This window comes from Sphingomonas edaphi (assembly GCF_003583725.1).
GTDB classification, from domain to species: domain Bacteria; phylum Pseudomonadota; class Alphaproteobacteria; order Sphingomonadales; family Sphingomonadaceae; genus Sphingomicrobium; species Sphingomicrobium edaphi.
Genome location: NZ_QXTF01000001.1, coordinates 196,020 through 220,096 on the forward strand (window position 1 = coordinate 196,020; position 24,077 = coordinate 220,096).

The 24,077-nt window shown below is 60.9% G+C and carries 23 protein-coding genes, 1 tRNA gene and 1 riboswitch; of the genes, 7 read left to right on the forward strand and 17 right to left on the reverse strand.

What is annotated here, in order from left to right:
* Positions 1 to 4: 4 nt before the first annotated feature.
* A complete protein-coding gene (locus D3M59_RS01000; protein WP_119530719.1) occupies positions 5 to 1,180 on the reverse strand; it encodes a D-alanyl-D-alanine carboxypeptidase family protein in 1,176 nt (391 codons plus the stop codon).
* A gap of 60 nt (positions 1,181 to 1,240) precedes the next feature.
* Positions 1,241 to 2,344, reverse strand: a complete 1,104-nt coding sequence (locus D3M59_RS01005) for a lytic murein transglycosylase (protein WP_119532799.1) — start codon at positions 2,342 to 2,344, stop codon at positions 1,241 to 1,243.
* Between the two features lie 134 nt (positions 2,345 to 2,478).
* Between D3M59_RS01005 and D3M59_RS01010 the strand changes: the two genes are divergently transcribed.
* From D3M59_RS01010 to D3M59_RS01020, 3 genes are all read left to right on the forward strand, one after another.
* A tRNA-Ser gene (locus tag D3M59_RS01010) sits at positions 2,479 to 2,568 on the forward strand.
* Positions 2,569 to 2,668: 100 nt separating this feature from the next.
* Complete coding sequence (locus D3M59_RS01015) at positions 2,669 to 4,801, forward strand: outer membrane beta-barrel protein (protein ID WP_119530722.1); 2,133 nt, start codon at positions 2,669 to 2,671, stop codon at positions 4,799 to 4,801.
* Positions 4,802 to 4,846: 45 nt separating this feature from the next.
* Entirely contained in the window at positions 4,847 to 6,037 is a 1,191-nt protein-coding gene (locus D3M59_RS01020) for an acyl-CoA dehydrogenase (RefSeq protein WP_119530725.1), read from the forward strand.
* A 15-nt stretch (positions 6,038 to 6,052) separates the two neighbouring features.
* On the opposite strand, the gene D3M59_RS01025 is transcribed toward D3M59_RS01020, so the two are convergent.
* Together D3M59_RS01025 and rpmE are read right to left on the reverse strand one after the other, a co-directional pair.
* Positions 6,053 to 6,622, reverse strand: a complete 570-nt coding sequence (locus tag D3M59_RS01025) for a GNAT family N-acetyltransferase (protein WP_119530728.1) — start codon at positions 6,620 to 6,622, stop codon at positions 6,053 to 6,055.
* Between the two features lie 5 nt (positions 6,623 to 6,627).
* On the reverse strand, positions 6,628 to 6,858 hold the full coding sequence (rpmE, locus tag D3M59_RS01030) for a 50S ribosomal protein L31 (protein ID WP_119530731.1): 231 nt from the start codon (positions 6,856 to 6,858) through the stop codon (positions 6,628 to 6,630).
* Positions 6,859 to 6,959: 101 nt separating this feature from the next.
* A riboswitch (cobalamin riboswitch) is annotated at positions 6,960 to 7,102 on the forward strand.
* 79 nt (positions 7,103 to 7,181) lie between these two features.
* On the opposite strand from rpmE, the gene D3M59_RS01035 reads away from it, so the two are divergent.
* Genes D3M59_RS01035 through D3M59_RS01050 form a run of 4 tightly spaced genes read left to right on the forward strand, consistent with a single transcriptional unit; the run spans position 7,182 to position 11,401 of the window.
* Positions 7,182 to 9,005: a TonB-dependent receptor plug domain-containing protein gene (locus D3M59_RS01035; protein WP_158581911.1), complete on the forward strand. Its 1,824-nt coding sequence runs from the start codon at positions 7,182 to 7,184 to the stop codon at positions 9,003 to 9,005.
* On the forward strand, positions 8,974 to 9,723 hold the full coding sequence (locus D3M59_RS01040; RefSeq protein WP_119530737.1) for an ABC transporter substrate-binding protein: 750 nt from the start codon (positions 8,974 to 8,976) through the stop codon (positions 9,721 to 9,723). The genes D3M59_RS01035 and D3M59_RS01040 overlap by 32 nt, the downstream gene beginning before the upstream one ends.
* Positions 9,720 to 10,676, forward strand: coding sequence for a FecCD family ABC transporter permease (locus D3M59_RS01045; protein WP_119530739.1), 957 nt, complete (start codon positions 9,720 to 9,722; stop codon positions 10,674 to 10,676). The genes D3M59_RS01040 and D3M59_RS01045 overlap by 4 nt, the downstream gene beginning before the upstream one ends.
* On the forward strand, positions 10,673 to 11,401 hold the full coding sequence (locus tag D3M59_RS01050; protein ID WP_119530742.1) for an ABC transporter ATP-binding protein: 729 nt from the start codon (positions 10,673 to 10,675) through the stop codon (positions 11,399 to 11,401). Before D3M59_RS01045 ends, D3M59_RS01050 begins: the two co-directional genes overlap by 4 nt.
* Here D3M59_RS01050 and fabZ read toward each other — a convergent pair.
* The 13 genes from fabZ to D3M59_RS01120 all read right to left on the reverse strand — a co-directional run bounded on the left by fabZ (position 11,367) and on the right by D3M59_RS01120 (position 23,978).
* Complete coding sequence (gene fabZ / locus D3M59_RS01055) at positions 11,367 to 11,843, reverse strand: 3-hydroxyacyl-ACP dehydratase FabZ (protein ID WP_119530745.1); 477 nt, start codon at positions 11,841 to 11,843, stop codon at positions 11,367 to 11,369. The genes D3M59_RS01050 and fabZ overlap by 35 nt on opposite strands.
* A complete protein-coding gene (locus D3M59_RS01060) occupies positions 11,840 to 12,424 on the reverse strand; it encodes an OmpH family outer membrane protein (protein WP_119530748.1) in 585 nt (194 codons plus the stop codon). The genes fabZ and D3M59_RS01060 overlap by 4 nt, the downstream gene beginning before the upstream one ends.
* The gene (gene bamA / locus D3M59_RS01065; RefSeq protein WP_119530751.1) at positions 12,424 to 15,036 is read right to left on the reverse strand and encodes an outer membrane protein assembly factor BamA; all 2,613 of its coding nucleotides are present in this window, start codon (positions 15,034 to 15,036) and stop codon (positions 12,424 to 12,426) included. Before bamA ends, D3M59_RS01060 begins: the two co-directional genes overlap by 1 nt.
* A 134-nt stretch (positions 15,037 to 15,170) precedes the next feature.
* Entirely contained in the window at positions 15,171 to 16,280 is a 1,110-nt protein-coding gene (rseP, locus tag D3M59_RS01070; RefSeq protein WP_119530754.1) for an RIP metalloprotease RseP, read from the reverse strand.
* Positions 16,280 to 17,443: a 1-deoxy-D-xylulose-5-phosphate reductoisomerase gene (locus D3M59_RS01075; protein ID WP_119530757.1), complete on the reverse strand. Its 1,164-nt coding sequence runs from the start codon at positions 17,441 to 17,443 to the stop codon at positions 16,280 to 16,282. Before D3M59_RS01075 ends, rseP begins: the two co-directional genes overlap by 1 nt.
* The gene (locus D3M59_RS01080; RefSeq protein WP_119530760.1) at positions 17,440 to 18,087 is read right to left on the reverse strand and encodes a phosphatidate cytidylyltransferase; all 648 of its coding nucleotides are present in this window, start codon (positions 18,085 to 18,087) and stop codon (positions 17,440 to 17,442) included. Before D3M59_RS01080 ends, D3M59_RS01075 begins: the two co-directional genes overlap by 4 nt.
* Entirely contained in the window at positions 18,084 to 18,836 is a 753-nt protein-coding gene (locus D3M59_RS01085; RefSeq protein ID WP_407695419.1) for an isoprenyl transferase, read from the reverse strand. The genes D3M59_RS01080 and D3M59_RS01085 overlap by 4 nt, the downstream gene beginning before the upstream one ends.
* Entirely contained in the window at positions 18,833 to 19,390 is a 558-nt protein-coding gene (gene frr, locus D3M59_RS01090; RefSeq protein ID WP_119530765.1) for a ribosome recycling factor, read from the reverse strand. Before frr ends, D3M59_RS01085 begins: the two co-directional genes overlap by 4 nt.
* Positions 19,391 to 19,395: 5 nt before the next feature.
* Positions 19,396 to 20,118, reverse strand: coding sequence for a UMP kinase (pyrH, locus tag D3M59_RS01095; protein WP_119530768.1), 723 nt, complete (start codon positions 20,116 to 20,118; stop codon positions 19,396 to 19,398).
* Between the two features lie 106 nt (positions 20,119 to 20,224).
* Positions 20,225 to 21,169, reverse strand: coding sequence for a translation elongation factor Ts (gene tsf, locus D3M59_RS01100; RefSeq protein ID WP_119530770.1), 945 nt, complete (start codon positions 21,167 to 21,169; stop codon positions 20,225 to 20,227).
* A gap of 88 nt (positions 21,170 to 21,257) precedes the next feature.
* On the reverse strand, positions 21,258 to 22,013 hold the full coding sequence (gene rpsB / locus D3M59_RS01105; protein WP_119530773.1) for a 30S ribosomal protein S2: 756 nt from the start codon (positions 22,011 to 22,013) through the stop codon (positions 21,258 to 21,260).
* 442 nt (positions 22,014 to 22,455) lie between these two features.
* Positions 22,456 to 23,250: a CDP-alcohol phosphatidyltransferase family protein gene (locus D3M59_RS01115; protein WP_119530779.1), complete on the reverse strand. Its 795-nt coding sequence runs from the start codon at positions 23,248 to 23,250 to the stop codon at positions 22,456 to 22,458.
* Positions 23,247 to 23,978 carry a phosphatidylserine decarboxylase gene (locus tag D3M59_RS01120; protein ID WP_119530782.1) on the reverse strand — a complete coding sequence of 244 codons (732 nt, stop codon included), beginning with the start codon at positions 23,976 to 23,978 and terminating at the stop codon, positions 23,247 to 23,249. Before D3M59_RS01120 ends, D3M59_RS01115 begins: the two co-directional genes overlap by 4 nt.
* Between the last annotated feature and the right edge of the window lie 99 nt (positions 23,979 to 24,077).

Sequence of the window (24,077 nt, forward strand, 5' to 3'; positions counted from 1 at the left end):
TGCCTCAGGCCATGCCGAATAGCTGTTTCAGGCCGATCCACATCCGGCCGAAAAATCCTGCCTGATCGACGGCATTTGCTGCGACCAACGGCATTACCTGCTCACCGTCGGGCATGGCGACGACGAGATCCGCAATATGCTGTCCCTTTGCGATGGGTGCCTTGACGGGTCCTTGGTAACGAATCTTCATTCCGCCCACCTTGGACAGGACGCCAGCAGGGATCGTCACCGCGAGATCGCGGGGCGCGATGAGCGAGACTTCGCTGTCGCTCCCCAGCTGGACCTTAGCGTTACCCACAGAGGTGCCAGCCTTGAACAGTGGCTTGAGTTGCCAGGCGTTGAAGCCCCACTCCATGAGCCGGACGGATTCGTTAATGCGTCCCGTGAAGCTATCGACACCGGCGAGAACCATGATCAGGCGTCGGCCATTTTGTTCGGCCGACCCGGTGAAGCCATAGCCGGCCTCCTCGGTGTGCCCCGTCTTCAGGCCGTCCGCACCGGCAACCTTGCCGAGCAGCGGGTTGCGGTTTGCCTGAGTGATCGCGGCGCCAGAGCCGAGCGTCTTGCCCCAAGTGAAGCTCGTTTGCCCGTAGAACTGCTTGTACAATTTCGGGTGATTTTCGATTTCAGCCCGAGCAAGGGTCGCGAGATCGCGCGCCGTGACATACGTCCGTCCTTCATCGGGCCAGCCGTTTGAGTTTCCAAAGCGGCTATTGGTGAGGCCGAGGCGGCGGGCATTTTCATTCATCACATTGACGAATGCCTCCTCGGTTCCCGCGATGCATTCCGCGAGAACCACGGAAGCGTCATTGCCCGAAAGCGTGACGATGCCATGCAGCAGGTTTTCGACGCTGACCTGTTCGTTTGGCGAAAGGAACATGGTCGATCCGGCCTGCGGCCCGTGCCACTTCTGCCATGTCTCCGGCCGGACGGTGCACATTTTGTTCAGAGGCAATTCGCCCCGGTCGATCAACTCGAACGCGACGTTGGTCGTCATCATTTTGGCCATGGACGCTGGCGGGATGCGCCGGTCTGCATCCTTGGAAAGAAGGACCGCCCCCGATGACAGGTCGAGCAAATAGGCAATGGGGGCTGCCGTATCGAACGGCGGCGCTTTGGCGGGTGCGGCCGAGGTGACAACGAGGGAGGCTGCAGCGATGAACAAGGTAGCACGGATCATTGGGGTCGACGGCTCCGGACTGGATGGAGGAACAGCGTGAGGGTCTAGCGCGCCCCGCGCTCAATCGCCAGCGATTGCATCGGCCAGCAACCCAACCGAAAGCGCATAAAAATTTGAACAGTTATAATCGAGGATCGCGCGGTAATTGGTCGAGAGAAGATAGGCGGTCGCATTTGGCCCGTCGGGCTCAATGAGCGTTGCCATTTCGTTGTCTGGTAGCGTGCGCCGAACCGGCCGGACCCCTAGCGCCCGCCACTCCCGCATTGTTTTCCATTGGCTATGGCGCTTGTAAACGGCCTCGCAGCGCGGCGCAGTCAAGCGAGTGACGATTGCCGCGCGGTTGAGCGTGGACGGTACCCGGACTGGAATTCCCCAGTGCACGTTCGGCTTCCAACCCGCGTCGCGCAGGTAATTGGCGATTGACGCCAGCCCGTCTGGCTCGCTCGACCAGATATTTGCGTAACCGTCCCCGTCCCCGTCGACTGCAAGCCGAAGAACGTTCGACGGCATGAACTGAGGAAAACCCGTGGCGCCGGCCCAGCTACCCTTCAAGCGAGACCTAGGTGTTCCGCGGTCAAGCAACTGGAGCGCAGCAACAAACTCATCTTCGAAGAATGATCGACGGCGACCTTCATATGCGAGCGTCGCGAGAGCATTGAGCAGATCGAAACCGCCAGTGACCGCACCATAGCTGGTCTCATGGCCGTAGATTGCCATTAAAACTTGCGGCTCAACTCCATATCGCCGGTCGATGTCGACCAGCCGGCTGTAGTTGGCCCGATAGCGCGCCTTGCCCCGGCTGATCAGCGACGATGTCACGTGGCGGCGGCGATAGGGCTCGAAAGGCGGAATAGCGTTGGGATTGTTGACGCCGCCCGGTTGCGCGCGATCCAGACGAATAACGCGGTCATTGAGTGCCAGATACGGGATTGTTGCCTGGATAGTTGCTTCGCGCACTCGGGCTGCGCGTGCTTTGCTGCTCAGATACTGCTTGTAACCGGCGAATCCCGTGACAATCGGCGTCGGTAATGCCGGTTGTGCGAATGGTGCCTGCACGGCAGCTTGAGTTACCCGGCGATCGGGCAAAGGCGCCAAGGGGTCAGCCTGGGCCGCAAGACTGCTGCCTGCCAAGCCTATCGTAAGCAACGCCACACGCGAAATCATCACCATCCCCTTTACCGTTGGCCAAAGGCTAGCGGTGGACATCGCCGACGCCCATTGCATTCATCCCGCGACTTGCACAGCCCATCGCCCTGCCTTAGGCGGGCTTGTCTGAAGCCAGCATGACCGTGCTTCGCGGAGAGGTGGCCGAGTGGTTTAAGGCAGCGGTCTTGAAAACCGCCGTGGGTGCAAGCTCACCGTGGGTTCGAATCCCACCCTCTCCGCCATTCATCGCCCGGTCGAACCGTTTGTCGATTGATCGAACGCGGCTCCTCTCGCCAATCAAACCCGAATAGCCCGACCGAAAGTTTTCAAGGGGGAGTTTTTATGCGTCGCGTCCGACATGGGCTGAGCCTGTTCGCACTATCCATAGGAATCGCGGCGCCTGCGACGGCGCAAGATGGCGGCAACCTGTCCGCTGTAACCGCGGCGTCCGCCCGGACGACCGGCTATGACTCTGCCTTTTTCAATCAATATGCTCCGCGGAACGCGCTCGATATCGCGCGGCAGGTGCCAGGTTTTGCCTTGGACCTCGGCAATCTCGACACCCGCGGATTCTCCGGCGCAGCGGGCAACGTCGTCATCAACGGGGCTCGCCCAAGTTCTAAATCTGAAACGCTGGAAACGACCCTTGCACGCATTCCAGCCAGCCGCGTCGCGCGGGTCGAGGTTGGGCCGGGCGATTTATTTGGCGCTGAGTATGCCACGCGCAGCCAGGTCCTAAACGTCATCCTGTCATCCGATGGCGGCATCGATGGCAATGTGACGGGATCGGTTCGTCGCCTTTACACGGGCCGCGTTGTTCCTGACGTTTCCGCGTCCGCTCTCATTCGCCGGGGCGCATCGACAATCAACCTTTCGGCCGGGACCGGCAATGTGCTGAACCTGGAAGAAGGCACTGACACGCTGACTGATCCCGAGACCGGCGACCTGATCGAGTTCCGCCGGAAGTATAACAGCTACCGCGACTTCAATCCCTACGTTTCGGCTAGTTGGGCACTAGAACAAGCGCAGGACAAGGCGATCCGCCTCAACGGCCGGTGGTCACCGGGCAAATTCTACCTGACGCAGCGCAACCATGTGACGCCGTCCGGCGACGACGAGCGCGACGACGATCTGCTGCAAGACTTCAAGAACCCGGTGTTCGAGATTGGTGGAGACGTCACGCGCCCGCTAGCGGGTGGCGCAATCAAGCTCGTCGGTCTGGCAACGCGTCGCGAGCGCGACTACCTGGAGCGTTATCGCTTCCGAACTGACGGTGGCGGCGAGCTGTTGGGCGGTTTCGAGCAATTACAGGACGCCCAGCGCAATGAATCCATTTTGCGCCTCAATTGGACACGGTCGAATCTCTCCGGGTTTTCGGTTGAGACGGGCGTCGAGGGAGCACTGAACACGCTCGACCACCAGGTCCAGTTCTTCGAATTCCTCGCAGGCGGCGATCCCGTCCAGATCGACCTGCCGATCGACGACGCAACCGTGAAGGAAAAGCGCGCCGAAGCCTATGTCCGAGTTGGTCGCCAATTATCGAGCGCAATCCGCCTCGATGCCGGCCTTAATTACGAATATTCGCATATCAGCGTTCGCGGCGACACGACCGATGATCGCACGCTCCGGTTCTGGAAGCCCAGTCTGACCCTCGACTGGAAGGGCGGCAATGGATGGCATGGACAGCTTTCGGTCCGCCGGAACGTCGCCCAACTCGACTTTTACGACTTCATCAGCACGGCCGAACTGTCGGTCGACCGAGTCAATGGCGGCAATCCCAACCTCGTTCCGCAACAGACCTGGGAATTCCGTGGTACGCTCGAACATCCCATTCTCGGCGACGGCCTGGCCAAACTCGATCTCGGCTACGACCTGGTCAACGACCTGCAGGACCGTGTCTTGCTCTTTGACGATGAGGGCAACGGCTTTGATGCACCGGGCAACCTCGGCACTGGCAAGCGCTATTTTGCGCGATTGACCCTTGATGCGCCGCTGACCAAGCTAGGCCTCAAAGGCGTTAGGGTGAAATTCAATGGGCAATTGCAGCGCACCCGCGTGGAAGACCCAATCAGCGGCCGGAACCGTAACTTCTCCGGCTTCTTCCCTGACTGGGAATGGAGCGTCGATGTCCGTCACGACCTCAAGGATTTCTCCTACGGCATCGTGATAAATGATCGCGATCGATTTACCTTTTTCCGGACGGACGAGTTCGACACCAACTACAATGGTGGTCCCTTTGGGTCGGCCTTCGTCGAGTATCGCCCGCGTCCGGGCACGACTATCACCTTTGACGTCGACAATGCCTTTGACACGTCGGGCAACCGAAACCGCCTGATATTCTTCCCAAACCGTGCAACACCGGTTGGGAGCATCAACGAATTTCGGGAGCGGAACCGTCACCTGAATTTGGGACTGACCCTGAAACAGAGCTTCGGCGGCGGCGGCAACGGCGGTGGGGTGGCGCAGCCCAGTTAGCGAGGCTAAAGGGCGCCCCAACAACCTCTTCACGCGGAGAATAACGTGGGCGAGCCTGCCATCCTGCCGTTCAACTGGGCCGATCCGTTCGATCTTGACCATCAGCTGACCGACGAAGAGCGTATGGTCCGCGATACGGCGGAATCATACGCGCAGGAGAAACTGCAGCCGCGGGTCACCGAGGCCTATCTCAACGAAAACTTCGATCGTGAGATCATGCGCGAAATGGGTTCGTTGGGCCTCATCGGCGCGACCATCCCTGAAGAATTCGGTGGCGCGGGGCTCGGTTACGTAAGCTACGGCCTCATTGCCCGGGCGGTTGAGCGCGTGGATTCGGGATATCGGTCGGCGATGTCGGTGCAAAGCTCCTTGGTGATGCATCCAATCAACGCCTACGGATCTGACGAACAGCGCCGCAAATATTTGCCTGGCTTGGCCAAGGGTGAATTGGTCGGCTGTTTCGGCCTGACCGAACCAGACGCGGGCTCGGACCCCGGCGGCATGCGGACACGGGCCGAGAAGACCGCGAGCGGCTACAAGCTGACCGGCACCAAAATGTGGATCACCAACTCACCCATCGCCGACGTGTTCGTCGTTTGGGCTAAGTCGGAAGAGCATGGCGGCGCGATCCGCGGCTTTATCCTGGAAAAAGGTATGAAGGGCCTCAGCGCCCCCAAGATCAAAGATAAGCTCTCGCTTCGCGCGTCGATCACCGGTGAGATTGTGATGGATGGCGTCGAAGTCGGGGAGGACGCTTTGCTGCCAAACGTCAGCGGCCTCAAGGGTCCCTTCGGTTGCTTGAACCGAGCCCGCTACGGTATTGGCTGGGGCGCGATGGGCGCGGCAGAGGCCTGCTACGCCGCGGCACGCCAGTATACGCTTGATCGCAAGCAGTTCGGCCGTCCCCTCGCCGCCACTCAGCTAGTGCAACTCAAGCTCGCCAATATGGTGACGGAAATCACGTTGGGTCTGCAGGCCGTGCTGCGCATCGGCCGACGCCTGGAAGAAGGCAAGCTGATCCCGGAAACGATCAGCATGGTGAAGCGCAATAACTGCGGCAAGGCGTTGGATATTGCCCGCGTCGCCCGCGACATGCACGGCGGCAATGGCATCAGTGCAGAATTCCAGGTCATGCGGCACGCCGCCAATCTGGAAACCGTCAATACATATGAAGGTACGCACGACGTGCATGCGCTGATTCTGGGCCGGGCGATCACGGGGATTGCGGCCTTCTAGCCGCTACCCCAGCCTTCAGGCCCAGGCCGGGCGTTGCAGCACCACCGTTGGATCGCCGTGATACTCGGTATCGGCCGTCTTCGTGAAGCCAAGGCGCTCGGCTAGTTTCAGTGACGGGATGTTTTCAGGGGCAATGATAGCCCAAATCGGCGTCGGGGCGAGGTTCGCCTCGGCCCACTGGAGGACCGCGCGGCAGGCTTCTCCAGCGAAGCCTTGCCCATGGACTTCGCTCGAAAAAATCCATCCCATCTCGGGCTGCTCGCCGAATTCCGGTTCCAGCGCCCGCCAGGCGGTGAATAATCCGGCATTTCCGATGAGCTTGCCGTCGCTAATGCGTTCGACCGCCCACGTGCCGAACCCGTTGAATTGCCAGCCGCCAACGGCTGCCAACATCCGGCGCCAACACTCCTCGGCGCCGATTGGCTCGGGACCGAAATGACGATGGACGTCGGGATGCTTCATGATTTCATGGTAAGGCCTGAAGTCAGCCTTCTGCCACGAACGCAAACGCAGGCGCTCGGTCTCGATGACCGGCGCCTGCATCACTATGGGGGATCCCGGGGCGTGCCCGGGATGCCCGCTCATACCGCTTACTTCTTGCCGAGCGTAAGGCCGCCGAAACGCTTGTTGAAGCGCGCGACCTGGCCGCCAGCGTCAAGCATCTGGCCGCGGCCACCGGTCCAGGCCGGATGGGCCTTCGGATCGATTTCGAGCTGCAGCGTATCGCCTTCCTGACCCCACGTCGATCGGGTCTGGTAGGTCGTGCCGTCCGTCATCTGGACAGTGATGAAGTGATAATCGGGGTGCGTCCCGCTCTTCATGATCAGTTTCCTTTGGAATGGCTGGTTTCCGACCAGCCGGAAAAGTACGAGGCGCCCCTAGCGGACGTGGCCCGCCTTGACAAGGCATCCTCCCCGGCTGCAGTCGCAACAACGGACTAGGGTTCCGGCGGTGTAATGCCGCCGGCGAAGGGGGAAGCCGGCGAACATCCGGCACTGTGCCCGCAACTGTGACTTCGGCGCCAGTCGAAGGAAGTCAGATACCCGCCTTGGCCGTCGTCCGTTTCCCGGCCGGGACCAGCCGCGGGACGTGGGCAGGCGCGCCTTCCCTCCGTGACGACATGTCATGGAACGGAAGGATTGAAATGCCCGACTTACCTCTGCCAGACCAGCCCGCGATCGTCGTCACTGCGTCGAGGTCGCCCGAAACCGTCCAATCCAGCTTCGCCGGCGTGACCGTCATTCACGCGGAGCGCATCGAACGGCTCGGTAGCCCTTTAGCGATCGACGTCATTCGATTGGCGCCATCCGCTGCCGTATCGGAAAGTGGTCCGACCGGTTCGCAGGCTCAGCTGCGTATCCGGGGCGCGGAGGCCAATCACAGTCTTCTTTTCGTCGACGGCATCAGGGCGAACGATCCCGCAGCGGGTAATGAACCCCGCTTCGAGTTGCTCAACGCCGATCTCGCTGATCGCATCACCCTGGTTAGGGGACCGCAGTCCGCCTTGTGGGGGTCAGAAGCCATCGGCGGCGTGGTGTCAGTGGACGGAAAGCCCGCCGGGACTGGGACGACTCAGGGGCAGGTGGAAGCTGGCAGCCATTCCAGTTGGCGAGCTTCCCTTAGTTCGGCGGTCGGCACCGCAGATCGGGGTCTGGCATTTGGCCTGGCGGGCCAGGGCAGCGACGGCGTCGACGCTTATCAGGGTGATGGCGAGCGCGACGGGTATCGCAACCTCTCCATGCGCGCGTCCGGTCGGTTCGGCATATCACCGGCGTTCGTATTGGGCGGGTCTGCCTTTGCGACCGCTGGTTACAGCCAGTTCGATGGTTATGATCCGGACACCTTTCAGCGGGCTGACACGCTGGACGAAAGCCGCAACCGCATTGCCGCCGGTCGGCTCTATGCCGAATATGGCCGACGCGACGCCGGTTATGCTGCGCTATCCGCGAGCCTGCTTGGATCGTCGAACCGCAACATGTTGGACGGCTCGCTCATCAACAAAAGCTGGGCTGATCGGCGATCCATTACTCTGGAGAGCGGCTATCGGTTTGGAAAGCATCGATTCATTGCAGCGCTGGAAACGGAAACGGAGAAATTCCATGCGCGCGACGAGAATAGTTTTGGCCTGACAAACCAGGACCGTTCACGCCGCCATCATTCGCTTACGGCCGAGTGGCGGGGCGGCAGTTTTGGTCCGATTTCGGCCGACGTTGCCGTGCGACATGACCAATTTTCCCGGTTCAAGGACGCAACAAGTCTTCGCGCCGCGATGAAGGTCAACTTTACAGAGGGCATGACAGTAATCGCGACTTATGGAGAAGGGATCGCTCAGCCGACCTTCTTCGACCTATATGGGTATTTCCCGGGATTTTTCGTGGGCAATCCGTCGTTGAGGCCGGAGAAGTCGCGCGGCTGGGAGATTGCCGGGCGAGTGGCACGCGGTCATTTTTCTGCTGCTGCCACCTATTTCCATCAGCGCCTCAAGGATGAGATCGTCGACAGTTCCGATTTCTCCAGCACCCTCAACGCGAATGGTGTCAGCCGTCGGCACGGCGTGGAGTTCGAAGCGAACTGGGCTCCCTCCCCGTTGGCACGACTGTCAGCCAACTACTCTTACCTCGATGCGACCGAGCGCAAATTCCATTCAATGCCCGCGACGATCGAGCAGCGTCGGCCAAAACATAGCGGTTCTATCTCGGCGGACGGAGAGGCGGGCCGGTGGACCTATGGGGCATCTCTCACCTTCGTCGGCCGTCATCGCGATCGACGCGACAGCGCGCCATATGACCTCGTCAATCTCCAAAGCTACTGGCTCGCAAATGCGCGAGCGGCTTATGCGATCAACGAGACGGTTCAGCTGAGCGTTCGCCTGGCCAACATGATCGGCAACCAGAACCAGGATCTGGTTGGCTATCGAACTGAAGGAAGGACCATTCATGCCGGTCTCCGTTTCGCTCTCGATCGCTAGCCAGATCATCCGGGTGACGTCACTGAACCTGTGCACGGACGAATATCTACTGCTGCTTGCCCGGCCTTACGAAATCGCTAGCCTCAGCAGATTGGCCGGCGACCGGTTGGATTCCGTTCTGTGGCGCCGCGCAAATGGCATCGCCTCAAATAGCGGCGACCTCGAAAGCGCAATTTCGACACGGCCGACTATCGTCCTAACAATGAGCGGCGGTGGGAAGGCAAGCGCTGAGATTGCCAGCCGCATGGGGCTTCGATCTATCGATCTCCCCACCCCGCAATCTCCGGCAGACGTTGCGCGCAACATGGAACGTGTTGCGGGGCTGCTCGGTCACCCAGAGCGCGCCCGACCGTGGTTGCAGCGGTTTCACAAGCTGTCAGCCGCCCGGCAGGCGCAGCTTGACGCCATCCTCCTCAATCAGGGTGGTTACAGTACCGGACCTGATACCCTCGCAGGCAAATGGATGAAGCTTGCGGGCCTGCGACAGCGTCCGCTTCCCGGCGGCAGGGCAACGTTAGAAATGATGGCGATCCACCCGCCATCCGTTGTGCTGCTTTCCAATTATCGTCGGCGGCAGGCATCACTGGGGCAGAGATGGCTGGCACATCCACTTGCAAGCCCGGCTGGTTCAAAAATCGTCGAAACCGATGGCAGGCCTTGGACCTGCGCTGGCCCAATAATGCTTGACGAAATCGATCGCCTCAGGGCCAGACTGTGAAGAAAATCATAGCCTTGGCAGCCATTCTTGCAGTCGCACTGCATCTCGCGCTACCATGGCATTCCCTTCGAGCTGCATGGGACATCGATCCTGATCTCGGCCGATTGCTTCTGCTCGAATTGCGACTGCCCCGAGTCCTGCTCGCCCTCGGATATGGGGCGGCCCTCGGCGTTGCCGGTGCCGCCCTGCAAGCCGTCTTCGCAAATCCGCTCGCCTCACCCGATATCAGCGGAGCATCGACCGGTGCCGCTCTGGGGGCAGTCCTGGGTGGTTATTGGCTGGGCCTCACCCAGCCGCTCGCGTTGGCCGCCTGTGGCGCCGCTGGCGCTCTTGCGGCGCTGGCACTCCTGATTGTGCTCGCTGGCAGACGGGCGGAGCCTGCGACGCTTTTGCTGGCGGGTCTGGCAATCTCTTTGGCGGCCGGGGCAGTTACCAGTCTCGCGCTTGCGCTTGCCCCATCCCCGTTCGCTTTTTACGACTCGTTCGACTGGTTGATGGGCAGCTTCGTCGATCGCAGTTTTGGCCAAGTGGCCGCTGCCCTTCTCCCCGCGACCGTCGCTGTCCTTCTTTTGCTTCGCCGGGCATCAGCACTCGACCTGTTCGCCTTGGGCGAAGACGTGGCGGCGTCGAGCGGTCTTCGACCTCGGAAGCTTTCCTTGGAAGTCATTGCATTGTCCGCCGTCGCCGTCGGTGCGTGCGTTGCGGTTGCAGGCGCGATCGGCTTCGTGGGCCTTATCGCACCCGTCCTTGCCCGCAAACTCAGTCGCGGACACCCGGGACGAGCGATGGCGCCAGCCGCCATCATCGGGGCGCTCCTGTTGGTTTGCGCGGATCTGATTGTCCGCGCCGTGCCGCTTGATCGCCCCATACCGGTCGGCGTTCTGACAGCGCTGCTTGGAACGCCCTTGTTCATCTGGCTAGTCGTCGGAATGCGTCGGAGTATGACGGCATGACGTCATTGGTCGCCCGAGGGCTGGCGCTTGCAACCCGGCTTCACCCGACAGATCTTGTCATTAGTGACCCAAGCCTGGTTGCCCTTGTCGGTCCCAACGGCGGCGGCAAAACGAGCTTGCTGCGATCCATTGCTCGTGTCGAAAATGCCGCCGGCAATGTATTTGTCGATGGAGAATGCGTCGATGGGACACCACCGGCGCGTCGGCGCCGTCTGCTGTCCTTCATGCCGGCTTCGCGTGATATTACATGGCCCATACCCGTCCGCGATCTGCTCGGCTTGGGTGCAGACGCAGAAGATCCAAGTCGAATTGAGGCGTTGCTGCATACCTTGGAACTGGACCTTCTCGCTGATCGTCCCGTCAATCAGCTGTCAACCGGCGAGAGGGCACGAGTGCTAATGGCGCGGGCAATGGCTTCCCACCCCAAGCTCATTCTCCTTGATGAACCCCTGTCGAACCTCGATCCTTACTGGGTCATTCGCTTTCTGGAGATTTTCAGGCAGGCGGTGCATGCCGGGAAAATCCTGATCGTTTCCGTGCACGACCTTTCGCAATTGCGGCACTTCGACCGTGCGATCTTGGTTGCGGACGGCGCCGTTCAACTAGACAAAGCGCCCGCCGAACTGCTGTCCGACGAGCGCTTTGAGAATATTTTTCGGATTACCTTGGCAGGCGCCGATGAATGGACCGTCAAGCAGCCGGCGGATCAGCGATCATTGCGGTGAAGTTAGCTTCTGCCGCGAGCTTTCCGTTCACCGACGCCCGTCCAGCGAACTTGCAGACACTTGATCGTTTCTGGACGAATTCGACGTCGAGCTGAAGAAGGCATCCGGGCTCCACAGGTGTGCGGAACTTAGCGCCGTCGATCGCCATGAAATATACCAGCTTCCCGCTGTTCGCGAGGCCAAGACTTTCGACCGCAAGCACACCTGCGGCCTGCGCAAGCGCTTCGACGATCAACACGCCCGGCATGATCGGCCTTCCGGGGAAATGCCCCTGGAAGAAGCCTTCATTCATGCTGACCGCCTTGATAGCTGAGATCGACTTGTCGACGACCAAGCTCTCGACCCGGTCCACCAGCAGCATCGGGTACCGATGCGGCAACGCCGCCATCACCCGCCGAACGTCCAGCGGTCCAATGGCGGCGTCAGAAGCAGCTTCGATCATCGGCCCTGCGGCGTCTGCTGCGCGGGCTGCGCCGGAGCCGTCGTTACAACACTAGTCAGAGCCGAGTTGAGTGCGGCGAGTACATCGTTCGTGATATCGAGCGTCGTGGCGTAGCGAAGTGCCGCTCCGCTATCCATCAGCACGTTGGCGCCGCGGCGTTCCATCGCTGGCTGAAGCAGCGGGACGAGCTTCGCGTTAACCTGCTGGCTGATGTAGGCCTGGTTACGCTGTATCTGCGCCTGCTGACGCTCCAACTCCTGCGCTGCACTGGCCTCTTTCTGCTGGAACGCCTGGATCCGGGCGGTGAGCGCGGCGTCAGGCTGCTTTCCCTTGAGCGCCTGCACTGCCGTTGTCAGCGACTGCCGTTCCGGCTGCAGCTGCTGAGTCAGCGTGTTGCGACGGTTGGTGAAGGCCGTCACCTGCGATTGAAGAGCAGTCGCGGCAGTACGGCAGGCGTTACACTCCCGACCGACGCGATCGAGGTCGACAACCGCGATTGCGGCCGCCGGAACACGTTGCGCCAATGCCGGAGTGGCAAGGACGGTTGCTGCGACAAGCGCAGCTGCAAGACGGGTCATCATCAGAATTGGGTCCCTACGTTGAATGAGAAGAGCTTGGTTTCATCGCCCTTCTGGGTGACGAGCGCCTTGGCCAGATCGAGGCGTAGCGGGCCGAAAGGCGAAACCCAGTTGACACCGATACCGACCGAAACGCGTGGCTTGGGTGAGTTGCCGCGGAAAAACTCCTTGAAACCGCCGACAAACGTCGTCCCATCGGGGCACGGCACGCCAAGCACAGCGTCCGGGTCAGTGTCGTCCGTCGCAGGCGTGACGCAGAGGCCCAGCCTTTCCCCAGCCAGCTCGGGCGTCTTGAGACCCCATACGGAGCCGATGTCGAGAAATGCTGACGGCCTGAGGCCGAGGCTCTTGAGTCCGGAACTGGTCGGGAACTCAACTTCTAGGCGCCCCATATAATAAGCGCGACCACCTAGCGAATCGCTGACCACATTATCGTCCGACGTGTCGAGGTTTCCGTCGGTGTCAGCGTAGCGATAGCGCTGGATCCTGGGCCCGATGCCGCGAATATCGAAACCACGCATTTGGGCCCCGAAAAACCGATCGTTCAACCTGATAGCGTCGCGGAACGGCCCCGGAGAATCCTGCAGCGGATGGATATAGCCACCCTCTAGGTGAGCGGACAGCACGAAACCTTTTGGCAGGGCAATGTACTTGGTCGCATCTGCCTGGGTACGCAGATACTTCACGTCGCCGCCAAGACCCGCAAACTGTTGGGACAGCACAAGCCGCTGACCCCGCGTCGCCCGAATGCTGTTCGTGTTGTCGAAGGCTAGCGTATAGCCAATCGACGAAGTCACACGGCTTCCGAGTTCGTCGCAGAGATACTGGCTGGACAGGTTGGGATTGCACTCACGGTCGCCATCGCCGTCGGTATCAGAAAAGAACGTATCCTTGTTCAGTGTAATATTGTCGAGAACAAGCGAGTAGCGCGTCCCGAACGTCACATATTCCGTGACCGGGAAGCCGAGCCGTATTCCGCCGCCCGTCGACGTTTGGCCGTAGGTGCGGTTGCGCTCGTTACCGATAAAATTGAAGCTGTTGTAATCGCGCCGGTAAATCTCGCCACCCAGCAGGATCGCCTTGTCGAAGAGGTAGGGCTCGGTGAAACCGAGCTGGATGGACTTCGAATAGCGGGAGTAGTTGACCCCGGCCGAAAGCTGCTGCCCCTTACCCATGAAATTGCGCTGGGCGATGGACGCGGAAACGATGAAACGTTCCAGGCTTGAATAACCAGCTGAAAGCTGGAGTTCACCGGTCGATTTCTCCTCGACGTCCAAGTTGAGAACGACGCGGTCGGCAGATGAGCCCTGCGCCTGCTTGATCTCGAGGTTTTCCTGGAAGAAACCGAGGCTCTGGATACGATCCTGGCTACGCTTCACCTTGAAAGAGTTGAAGGCATCCCCCTCGTTGAGACGAAACTCCCGCCGGATCACCTTGTCCCGCGTGACGGTGTTGCCCTGGATGTTGATCCGCTCGACGTAGACGCGCGGCGACTCCGCTACGCGCAGCGTCAGATTCATCAGCTTCTTTTCGGCGTCACGATCATAGGACGGCGAAACGTCCGCGAACGCATAGCCCTGCGCGCCCGCTACTTCGTTCAGTCCGGTGACAGTGTCTTCGACGAGCTTGGCGTTGAACCAATCGCCCGGCCGGATTTTTACCAGCGACAGGACCCGCGCGTCGTTGAAGTCGCGAAGTTGGCTCTCGGCTTCAACCGTGCCGAACTTATACCGAGGCCCTTCTTCAACCACGTAAGTGATGATGAAATCCTGACGGTCAGGAGTAAGCTCTGCCAGCGCCGACACGACGCGGAAGTCAGCATATCCCTCGGTCAGATAGAAAGCGCGCAGCTTCTGCTGGTCAGCAGCCAGCCGGTCCGGGTCATAGCTGTCATTCGACTTGATGAACCCGAGCAAGCCGCCTGCCTGCTTTGTAAACATCTCCTTGCGAAGCCGGCCGTCGTCATACTGCTCGTTACCAATGATGTTGATCGCACGAACCTTGGACTTGTCGCCTTCGGTGATTTCAAACACCAGATCGACGCGGTTCTGGTCCAATTGGACGATCTTCGGCTCGACCCGGGCAGCAAATCGCCCCTGCCGCCGATAAAGTTCGATGATCCGGTCAACGTCCGCCCGGACCTTCGAGCGCGTAAAGATCTGGCGAGGCGCGAGCTTTATTTCCGGCGTGATCTTGTCCGCCTTGATGCGCTTGTTGCCCTCAAGCACGATGCGGTTGATCACCGGATTTTCGCGAATGGTAATGACGAGGTTACCGGTGTCGGCACCACTGATGACGACATCGGCGAACAGTTCAGTCGCGTACAGGTCTTTCAGGGCCTGATCGAGGGTCTCGGTCGTATATTCCTGGCCCGGAACGAGATTTGCGTAGCTACGGATCGTTTCTGGCTCGAGACGCTCAGCGCCGTCGACGCGAATGGACCGGATAGTGCCGGCTGACTGAGCAGCCACCGTAACCGGTGTCGCCTGGGGTGCTGCCGGAGCAGGCGCCGCGGGAGCAGGCGTCGTAGGAGCTGGCGCCGCGGATGTTTCCTGAGCCCAGACCGGGGCCGCCCAGCCGCCGAGGATGGTTCCCGCGAGGAGCAGACTGCCCATCCGCTTGCTGACTACCGAATTGCTGAAAATCACGCGCGTCCCCGCCCTATGCTGATGGGCGACACCACAAAACAATGGCGCCGCAGATGATGTTCTAGCCCTGCCCCAACGCTTTCAACCAATCAAGCGCCACGTCACCGGAACAGTCCGAAAGAAGCCAGATCGTTGAACGTGGTAAAGACCAGCAATGCCAAGAGCATCGCCAGTCCGCCACGAAATGCCCATTCTTGCGCCCGGATGCTGACAGGTTTCCGCCTGACCGCCTCGGCCGCGTAAAAAACAAGATGGCCGCCATCGAGCATAGGAACTGGCAAGAGGTTGATGAATCCCAGATTAATTGAAAACAGCGCAACAAGCTGAATGAATTCGAAAAGACCGAGGCTTGCCTGCTGGCCGGCGATCTGGGCCATTTTAAGCGGCCCGCCGAGATCCTTGGTCGACCGTCGCCCGCTAATGATTTGCCAAAGTCCGTCGATCATCGAGCGAGTGAGCGCAAAGGTATAGCCCGTTGCCGCGGGAATGGCCTCAACGACGCCAACTTTCTCGAATTCCCTGCGCTCCTGGCCGATTCCCAGTCGGCCAATTCGGAAGCTCTGCCCAAACTGGTCCTTGACCTCTTCGACCTGGAGCAATGCGTCGGTTGAGGCGATTGCTTCGCCTCTCTGGTAGCGGATCGTAACCTGCTCGCCCGGACGGATCGACACGATACGCGCGATATCCTCCAGGGAGTCCGTCCCCTGCCCCGCAACGTCGAGGATGCGATCGCCAACGCGGATGCCAGCCATTTCGGCAGCGCTGCCGGGCGTTACAACCTGCGCGACGGGATTGGTCGCTGGCCGCCCAAGCGCCACGAAAAATGCGGCGAATATTGCGATCGCCAGCAGAAAGTTCGCGGCCGGACCTGCCAACACAATGAGGAATCGCTGCCACCACGGCTTGTTGTGGAACGCCACGGAGCGCTGCCCCGCGGACAGCTCAGCATCAGCGTCGGCCTGGCTCGCAGCATTCATGTCGCCGACGAATTTGACGTAGCCGCCCAGCGGCAGCCAACCGACCTTCCAGCGAGTGCCGCGCTTGTCCGACCATCCAGCGACCTCGCGGCCAAAGCCAATTGAGAACTGCTCGGCGCCCACGCCGAACCAGCGAGCGACCAGATAATGGCCAAGCTCATGGATGAAGACGAGCGGGCCAATCGCGCACAGGAAGGCGACGGCGATGAACCACAGCGGAGGCTGGTCGAACATCAGGCGGCCAATTCAGTCATCAGATGCTGCGCCAATGCCCTTGCCGAACGGTCGATGTCGATGACATCGGCGATGGAACGGGGCGCGGATGCGCTGGTTCGAGCCATTGCCTCCTCCACTGTGCGCGCAATATCGAGGAAACCGATCCGCCCCCCGAGAAATGCAGTCACCGCCTCCTCGTTGGCGGCGTTGAGTACAACGGGCGCGCTGCCCCCCTCCTCCAACGCCGCGCGCGCAAGCCTCAGGGCAGGAAAGCGCTCCGGATCCGGACTTTCAAAAGTCAGCGTTGCAACCTTCGAAAGATCGAGGCGCTCGACGCCCGTGTCGACACGGTCCGGATAGGACAGCGCGAAGGCGATGGGGATTCGCATGTCGGGACTGCCAAGCTGCGCAATGACCGACCCATCGATAAATTCCACCATCGAATGAACGACGGATTGCGGATGAACGAGGATGTCGATCTGGCCGGACGGACAGCCGAACAGATGATGCGCCTCGATTAGTTCAAGGCCCTTGTTCATCATCGTCGCGGAATCGACGCTGATCTTGGCGCCCATCGACCAATTCGGGTGGGCGACCGCGGCACGGGCATCCATCGATGCCATTTCCTGGACCGACTTCGTGCGGAACGGACCCCCGCTTGCGGTCAGGATGAGTTTTGATACCTGCTTGCAATCATTACCTGCAAGGCACTGGAAAATAGCATTATGCTCGCTGTCTACCGGCAAGATTACCGATCCGCTACGAGCAGCAGCCCCCGTCATCAGGTCGCCCGCCGTGACAAGCGCTTCCTTGTTTGCAAGTGCGAGCGTTTTGCCGGCTTCGACAGCCGCCATGGCGGGCTCCAGCCCGGCGCAGCCAACAATGGCTGCGACAACTAGCTCCGCATCGCCGGAAGCTGCCTCCGCTAAAGCATCTCGCCCGGTTTCGGCACGGCAGCCGGTGTCCACCAGTCGGGATCGCAATTCCTCGAGCAACGAGGGATCGTCGATAACGGCCAGCTTCGCCGAGGTTCGCCTGGCGGCGTCGGCAAGCGCCTCTACATTGCGGGCCGCCGTCAGAGCGATCACCTCGAAGCGGTCTGGATAGCGCTCGACCAGATCGAGGGTCGACGTGCCAACCGATCCGGTAGCGCCAAGGATCGAGACCTTCCGGGGAGTCATAGCCAATCCGTTACCATGAAGCTCGCTGTCAGCAGCGCGACCGGCACAAGACCGTCCAGCCGATCGAGCAGCCCACCATGGCCGGGCAGCCAGGTCCCGCTATCCTTCACGCCCGCCTTTCGCTTCAGGCCGCTTTCGAAAAGGTCGCCCATTTGCGCCGCAACCGCAAATGGCGCCGCGAGCCAAAGCAGAATTGGCGGAAGATCGGTGGAAACCGCCCATGCGCCCGCAACAACTGCGGCACTGATGACTCCGCCCGCCAGTCCCGCAATGGTCTTGTTTGGGCTCACCGACGGAGCCAGTTTCGGGCCGCCGATCGCCCGTCCGGCGAAGTAGGCTCCGATGTCGGTCGACCAGACAACCAGGAAGACCCACATCAGAAGGTCGAACCCGGTACCGATGCCTTCAAATTCTGCGCGCTCGCGGATCCACAGCAGGGAGACGGCTGGCAAAAGACAGTAAGCAAAGCCGAAAATCTTCCACAGAACACCCCATCCCGCCACGATCCTGGACCATTCAAGGTACATGATGGTGGCAATGAGGGCGACCATGACGGCGAACGGCCAGCCGCCCAGAATCGCTTCGACCAGGGCGACGACGATCAGGACGACGCCAACCACTGTTCGAGTCAGTAATTCCTTCATCGGCCTCCGAAGCGCCGTTGGCGCGCAGAAAATTCTTCAAGCGCGGCTTTAAACGCCCGCTCGTCGAAGTCAGGCCAGAGCGTATCGACAAACACCAGCTCCGAATAAGCCACCTGCCACAGCAGGAAGTTCGACAACCGCTTTTCGCCCGACGTTCGAATGAGCAGATCCAGGTCGGGCCACTCGCTGGTCATCAGCTCCGCGCCAAACATTTGCTCGTCGATCGCGCCTACGTCGATTTCACCGGAAGTGGCTTTGGCCGCCAACCGCTTGGCAGCGGCAGCAATTTCCAACCTCGAACCATAATTGAGCGCGATAACCAGCGTGAGCCGCCGATTGTGAGCAGTTCGCTTGACGGCCTTTTCCAGCCGCTGCGCAAGATCACTGCCGAACGCACTATGGTCGCCGATCAGCCGGAGTTGCACGCCTTCCCGTTCCAACTCCGCAAGCTCACGCTCGAGGTAGAAACCAAGAAGTCCTTTAAGGTCGCTGACTTCCTCTTCCGATCGGCGCCAGTTTTCGGACGAAAAGGCATAAAGCGTAAGGACTTCGACGCCCATCTCGACGGCCGAGCGCAAGGTACGACGCACCGCCTCCGCACCGGCACGATGGCCCGCAACACGCGGCAGTCCCCGCTTTGCCGCCCAGCGCCCATTTCCGTCCATGATAATGGCGACGTGCCGGGGTACGGCTCCGCTCCCGCCGGCGCGGGGGGGCGCCCCATCGGTCGCGGCGGGAATTGCACTCACTTGCCGAGGATTTCCTGTTCCTTCGAATGAGCGGCGGCATCGATTTCCTTAATGGTGTCGTCGGTCATTTTCTGGACTTCGGCGTCGAGACGCTTGTGCTCGTCCTCGCTGATTTCCTTTTTCTTCTCGTCGGTCTTAAGCGCATCCATGCCATCGCGGCGCACGTTGCGGACCGCGATGCGCGCCTTCTCCGCATATTGGCCGGCGAGCTTCGCCAATTCCTTGCGGCGCTCCTCGGTCAAGTCAGGAATAGGCAGGCGGATCAGCTGACCATCCACAATCGGGTTGATGCCGAGGCCGGCATTGCGGATCGCCTTTTCAACAGACGTAATGTTGCTGCGATCCCAGACCTGAACCGAGATTGTGCGCGGCTCGGGCACAGAAACCGTCGCCACCTGATTGATCGGCATGTTGGCGCCATATACCTCGACCTGGATGGGATCGAGCAGTGCGGTCGAGGCGCGCCCGGTGCGCAGTCCGGCCAGGTCGTGCTTGAGGTTCTCGACCGCGCCGGTCATGCGGCGCTGAATGTCATTCTTGTCGTACGAAGGCATACCTCTCACTCCTCGTTCATTACGACCGTTGCCGTTCCGCTGCCGGCGAGGACCTTTGCAAGGTTGCCAGGTTCGCGAATGTTAAACACAACGATCGGGATATTATTGTCGCGGCAAAGCGCAACCGCGCTTGCATCCATGACCTTCAGGTCGTCGGCCAGCACCCGGTCAAAACCGATGACGTCATAACGCGACGCTTTGGGATTGATCTTGGGATCGCTGTCGTAGACGCCATCGACACTGGTGCCCTTAAAGAGTGCATCGCACTTCATCTCGGCCGCCCGCAGCGCCGCGCCGGTGTCGGTAGTGAAATAGGGGCTGCCGACGCCCGCTGCGAAAATAACGACGCGGCCCTTCGCAAGGTGCCGCTCGGCGCGACGGCGGATGACCGGCTCGCAGACCTGGTCCATCTTGATTGCCGACTGGACGCGCGTTTCGACGCCCATTTGCTCCAGCGCGTTCTGAACCGCGAGCGCGTTCATCACGGTTGCGAGCATGCCCATATAGTCGGCTTGGGCACGATCCATGCCCTTCGCGGCGCCGGCCATACCGCGGAAAATGTTCCCGCCGCCGATAACGAGGCAGATTTCCAGGCCCTGCTCTTTCGCCGCCTTCACTTCTGCGGCCATGTTGGCGACCGTGTCGGGATCGATGCCGAACTGGCCGGGCCCCATCAACGCCTCCCCCGACAGCTTCAGCAGGATGCGGTCGAAGCGGGGTCGGGTCATCTGCGGTCATTCCTTTGGCGAATAGCGGATATGCGAAGGGGCGGATGCGCTCTTACGGCGCACCCGCCCCTCTGCCAACCGCCTTTAATGGCGGCGAGCGGCGCTTTTAGGCGACCGGCTCGTCCTTCTTGACACCGGCGGCAGCCGCGACTTCCGCCGCGAAATCGCTTTCGGCCTTTTCAATGCCTTCGCCGAGCTGGAAACGCTCGAAAGCGACCAACTTGACCGGCGAACCGGCTTCCTTGCCAGCCTGCGCCACGACGTCGGCGACGGGGGTCTTGTTGTCCATCACGAACAGCTGGCTCAGCAGGGCGTTTTCCTTGCGGAACTTTGCCATCGATCCTTCGACCATCTTTTCGACGATGTTCGCGGGCTTGCCGCTCTCATTCGCCTTTTCGATGGCGATCGCGCGCTCGCGCTCGATCAAACCGGCGTCCAGGCCGTCGGCGTCCAGAGCCAGCGGGTTGGCGGCCGCGATATGCATCGCGATCTGCTTGCCAAGCGCGTTGAGCGTATCGGCCGATGCCGCGCTTTCCAGCGCAACCAACACGCCGATCTTGCCCATGCCTGCCGCAACCGAGTTATGAACATAACTCACAACGACACCTTCCGGCACTTCCAGGACGGTCGTGCGGCGGAGAGACTGGTTTTCACCGATTGTGGCAATGTTGTTGGTCAGCGCTTCTTCGACGGTGCCGCCGCCCGGGAAGGACGCAGCCTTCAGGGCCTCGATGTCACCACCGGCATTCAACGCGAGCTTCGCAACTTCCGCGACGAACGACTGGAACTGCTCGTTCTTGGCGACGAAGTCGGTTTCCGAGTTGACCTCGACGACGGAACCCTTCGTGCCGTCAACGGCAACCCCGACCAGGCCTTCTGCGGCCGTACGGCCTGCCTTCTTGGCGGCCGCGGCAAGACCCTTGGCGCGCAGCCAGTCGACCGACGCTTCCAGGTCGCCATTATTTTCGGCCAGCGCCTTCTTGCAGTCCATCATGCCGGCGCCAGTGCGCTCGCGCAGTTCCTTCACCGAAGCGGCGGTGATCTCAGCCATGTCAAATCCTCCAAATGGGAATATGGGGCGCGTCGCGGGAAGCCCAAGCCCCCGCGACACGCCCCCGAAAAGTCGTTCGTGTTGGGGCTTATGCCTCGAGCGCGGCTTCCACCGGCGGCTCTGCCATCGCGCCGATGTCTTCGCCACGCGATGCAGCGTTGCCCGACTTGCCGGCCGACGCTGCACTGGCGACGGCTTCGCAGTAAAGGCGGATGGCGCGGCTCGCATCGTCGTTGCCCGGAACCGGGAAGGCGATGCCCTGCGGATTCGAGTTGCTGTCGAGGATCGCGATGACCGGAATGCCAAGGACGTTGGCTTCCTTGATCGCCAGCTCTTCCTTGTTGGTGTCGACAACGAACATAACGTCCGGAAGGCCGCCCATATCGCGGATGCCGCCCAAACTGTTTTCCAGCTTGTCGCGCTCGCGGGTCAGCTGAAGAACTTCCTTCTTGGTAAGGCCGGCGGTGTCGCCTGACAGCTGCTCTTCGAGGCTCTTGAAGCGCTTGATCGAGTTAGAAATCGTCTTCCAGTTGGTCAGCATGCCGCCCAGCCAGCGGTGGTTGACGAAATGCTGGCCCGAGGCGCGGGCAGCCTCAGCCACGGCGTCCTGCGCCTGGCGCTTCGTGCCGACGAACAGGACCTTGCCGCCGCGGGCAACGGTCTGCTGGACGAAGTCGAGCGCGCGGGCAAATAGCGGAACGCTTTGCGAAAGGTCGATGATGTGAACGCCGTTGCGGTCGCCGAAGATGTACGGCTTCATCCGCGGGTTCCAACGGTGGGTCTGGTGGCCGAAGTGCGCTCCGGCTTCGAGCAATTGCTGCATCGTGACGACGGTGGTCGCCATAGGGATAGTCTCCTTGCGGTTATGCCTCGACGGACCCGAGTAACCGGTCGTTGACCGGCACCGCTATGGTGAGTCCGCCTGTGGGATGGCGGGGCACCTACTGGATGATGCCAGATTATTCAAGCACTTCGCGCAGCCACTATTCCAGTTGGAACATAGCAAGAACGAAATTGCTTGACACTCATAGAACGTTTGCAGAACATCGGTCGAATTGAAGCCAATGCCGACCAGTTTGGAACGAATTCGTTCTTGAACTGTTCAGCGCGAACGGAAGGAAAACCGCCGATGCTCGCCACTGTCGCAACCATCGCCCTGTTTGGATTTGCTGTTGCCATGCTCGCACGGTTCGCCCGGAACGATGGCGGCAAGATCCTAGCCGCGCTGTCCGGCAACAGCTGGCTTGCTCAACCTCCTGCTTCGGTACGGCCAGTGACGGTACGATTTAGCCAACGCTATCCGGCGTCGCGGCCGATGCGTGTACGGCCGGCGATGCGCGCCGCCGCTTGACCCGGCTGTAGCTGGCGATGCTGAAGGGGAGCATCGCCAAGTAAAGCAGCGATACCACCAGCAACGTGATCCAAGGCTCGTTGATTAGTGCGGCGCCAAGCAGAGCCACGCCCGCAAGCGCAAACAGCCGCCAGCCCTGCCTGATGCGGATCGATGACCAACTATAGGTCGGCAGGCTGCTGATCATCAAAAGGGCGATGAACAGCGTCCAGGGAAGGACCAAGGTCCAACTCCGGAACAACTCGCTGCCGGTAATAAGCCACAGGAAAATCGGCACGAATGCCAAGCCAGCCCCCGCCGGCGCCGGCACGCCGGTGTTGAAGCCCGCCGACTTGTGCGGCTGGTCGTCGGCGTCGATTCGTGCATTGAAACGTGCAAGCCGCAGCGCGCAGCACACCGCCAGCGCGAGCGCAGCGGTCCAGCCGAACTTTGGCGCGAACTGAAGCGACCAAAGGAATACAATCAAAGCGGGCGCCGTTCCAAAGGCGATATTGTCGGACAAGCTATCGAGTTCAGCACCGAACTTGCTCTGCGCCCTCAATGCCCGGGCGATGCGCCCGTCCATGCCATCGAGTACGCCGGCCACAACGATCGCCGCGAGCGCCTTTTCCCACTCTTCGCCGATCGCGAAACGCACGCCGGTAAGACCGAAGCAAAGGGCCAAAGCCGTAACCGCATTGGGCACAAACGCTCGAAACGGCAGGCCGCGGCGCTCGGGAAAGTCGCTCACTGGCTGGTTCCGGCCCGCTGCGGGTCGATGCCGATCTGCCCGAGGATGGTTTCGCCGGCGATCGTCCGCTGGCCAAGCAGCACTTGCGTCCCCGTCCCGGCCGGCAGGTAGACGTCAACCCGGCTCCCAAAGCGGATCAGGCCAACGCGTTCGCCGGCCACAACGCGGTCGCCTTCCTTGACGAACGACATGATGCGCCGCGCCACGAGACCCGCGATCTGCGTAAACCCGATCTTCAGCCCGTCTTCGCGTTCTACCAAGAAGTGCTGGCGCTCATTGTCCTCGCTCGCCTTGTCGAGGTCCGCGTTCAGGAATTTGCCCGGAACATAGGCGATTCGCCGCACGGTTCCCGCGATGGGCGTCCGGTTGATGTGAACGTCGAACACGCTCATGAAAATCGAAACGCGAGTGAATTCCCCGGCTAGACCGCCGTCGCCCGCCAATTCAACCGGCGCGCTGACGCGAGTTATCATCGTTACCAAGCCATCGGCCGGCGCGACAATCAGATCGGGGTCCTGCGGCGTGGTCCGGATGGGGTCACGAAAGAAGGCCGCGACCCAGATCGTCAGGCCGACCAGCAGCCAGCCGAAGATGTTCGGCAGCGTAGTGAATCCGACCAGCGTCAGGAAGGCAGCGATCAGGGTGAACTTGCGTCCTTCGGGATGAACCGATGGGAAGCGCCACTTGACGGCGGTTACGTGGCTATCGGGCTTTTCTATAACGGCCATGGCAGCGTCCTTAGGGACAAGCGAAGCGCCGGGCAATCCGCCCGGTTGCCTATCCCTGCCCGCTTGCCTAAGGCGCGGCCCATCCAAATTTTGCGCGCA

What these genes read in the sequence shown, in the direction of transcription:
- frr (WP_119530765.1), bottom strand. Translation starts at nt 19,390, where the DNA reads ATGCCTTCGTACGACAAGAATGACATTCAGCGCCGCATGACCGGCGCG.
- rseP (WP_119530754.1), bottom strand. Translation starts at nt 16,280, where the DNA reads ATGTTCGACCAGCCTCCGCTGTGGTTCATCGCCGTCGCCTTCCTGTGC.
- D3M59_RS01060 (WP_119530748.1), bottom strand. Translation starts at nt 12,424, where the DNA reads ATGATGACCCGTCTTGCAGCTGCGCTTGTCGCAGCAACCGTCCTTGCC.
- D3M59_RS01075 (WP_119530757.1), bottom strand. Translation starts at nt 17,443, where the DNA reads ATGACTCCCCGGAAGGTCTCGATCCTTGGCGCTACCGGATCGGTTGGC.
- D3M59_RS01000 (WP_119530719.1), bottom strand. Translation starts at nt 1,180, where the DNA reads ATGATCCGTGCTACCTTGTTCATCGCTGCAGCCTCCCTCGTTGTCACC.
- fabZ (WP_119530745.1), bottom strand. Translation starts at nt 11,843, where the DNA reads ATGATCGAAGCTGCTTCTGACGCCGCCATTGGACCGCTGGACGTTCGG.
- rpmE (WP_119530731.1), bottom strand. Translation starts at nt 6,858, where the DNA reads ATGAAGAGCGGGACGCACCCCGATTATCACTTCATCACTGTCCAGATG.
- D3M59_RS01015 (WP_119530722.1), top strand. Translation starts at nt 2,669, where the DNA reads ATGCGTCGCGTCCGACATGGGCTGAGCCTGTTCGCACTATCCATAGGA.
- D3M59_RS01080 (WP_119530760.1), bottom strand. Translation starts at nt 18,087, where the DNA reads ATGAAGGAATTACTGACTCGAACAGTGGTTGGCGTCGTCCTGATCGTC.
- D3M59_RS01035 (WP_158581911.1), top strand. Translation starts at nt 7,182, where the DNA reads ATGCCCGACTTACCTCTGCCAGACCAGCCCGCGATCGTCGTCACTGCG.
- D3M59_RS01050 (WP_119530742.1), top strand. Translation starts at nt 10,673, where the DNA reads ATGACGTCATTGGTCGCCCGAGGGCTGGCGCTTGCAACCCGGCTTCAC.
- D3M59_RS01120 (WP_119530782.1), bottom strand. Translation starts at nt 23,978, where the DNA reads ATGGCCGTTATAGAAAAGCCCGATAGCCACGTAACCGCCGTCAAGTGG.
- rpsB (WP_119530773.1), bottom strand. Translation starts at nt 22,013, where the DNA reads ATGGCGACCACCGTCGTCACGATGCAGCAATTGCTCGAAGCCGGAGCG.
- D3M59_RS01005 (WP_119532799.1), bottom strand. Translation starts at nt 2,344, where the DNA reads ATGATTTCGCGTGTGGCGTTGCTTACGATAGGCTTGGCAGGCAGCAGT.
- tsf (WP_119530770.1), bottom strand. Translation starts at nt 21,169, where the DNA reads ATGGCTGAGATCACCGCCGCTTCGGTGAAGGAACTGCGCGAGCGCACT.
- bamA (WP_119530751.1), bottom strand. Translation starts at nt 15,036, where the DNA reads ATGGGCAGTCTGCTCCTCGCGGGAACCATCCTCGGCGGCTGGGCGGCC.
- D3M59_RS01025 (WP_119530728.1), bottom strand. Translation starts at nt 6,622, where the DNA reads ATGAGCGGGCATCCCGGGCACGCCCCGGGATCCCCCATAGTGATGCAG.
- pyrH (WP_119530768.1), bottom strand. Translation starts at nt 20,118, where the DNA reads ATGACCCGACCCCGCTTCGACCGCATCCTGCTGAAGCTGTCGGGGGAG.
- D3M59_RS01040 (WP_119530737.1), top strand. Translation starts at nt 8,974, where the DNA reads ATGCCGGTCTCCGTTTCGCTCTCGATCGCTAGCCAGATCATCCGGGTG.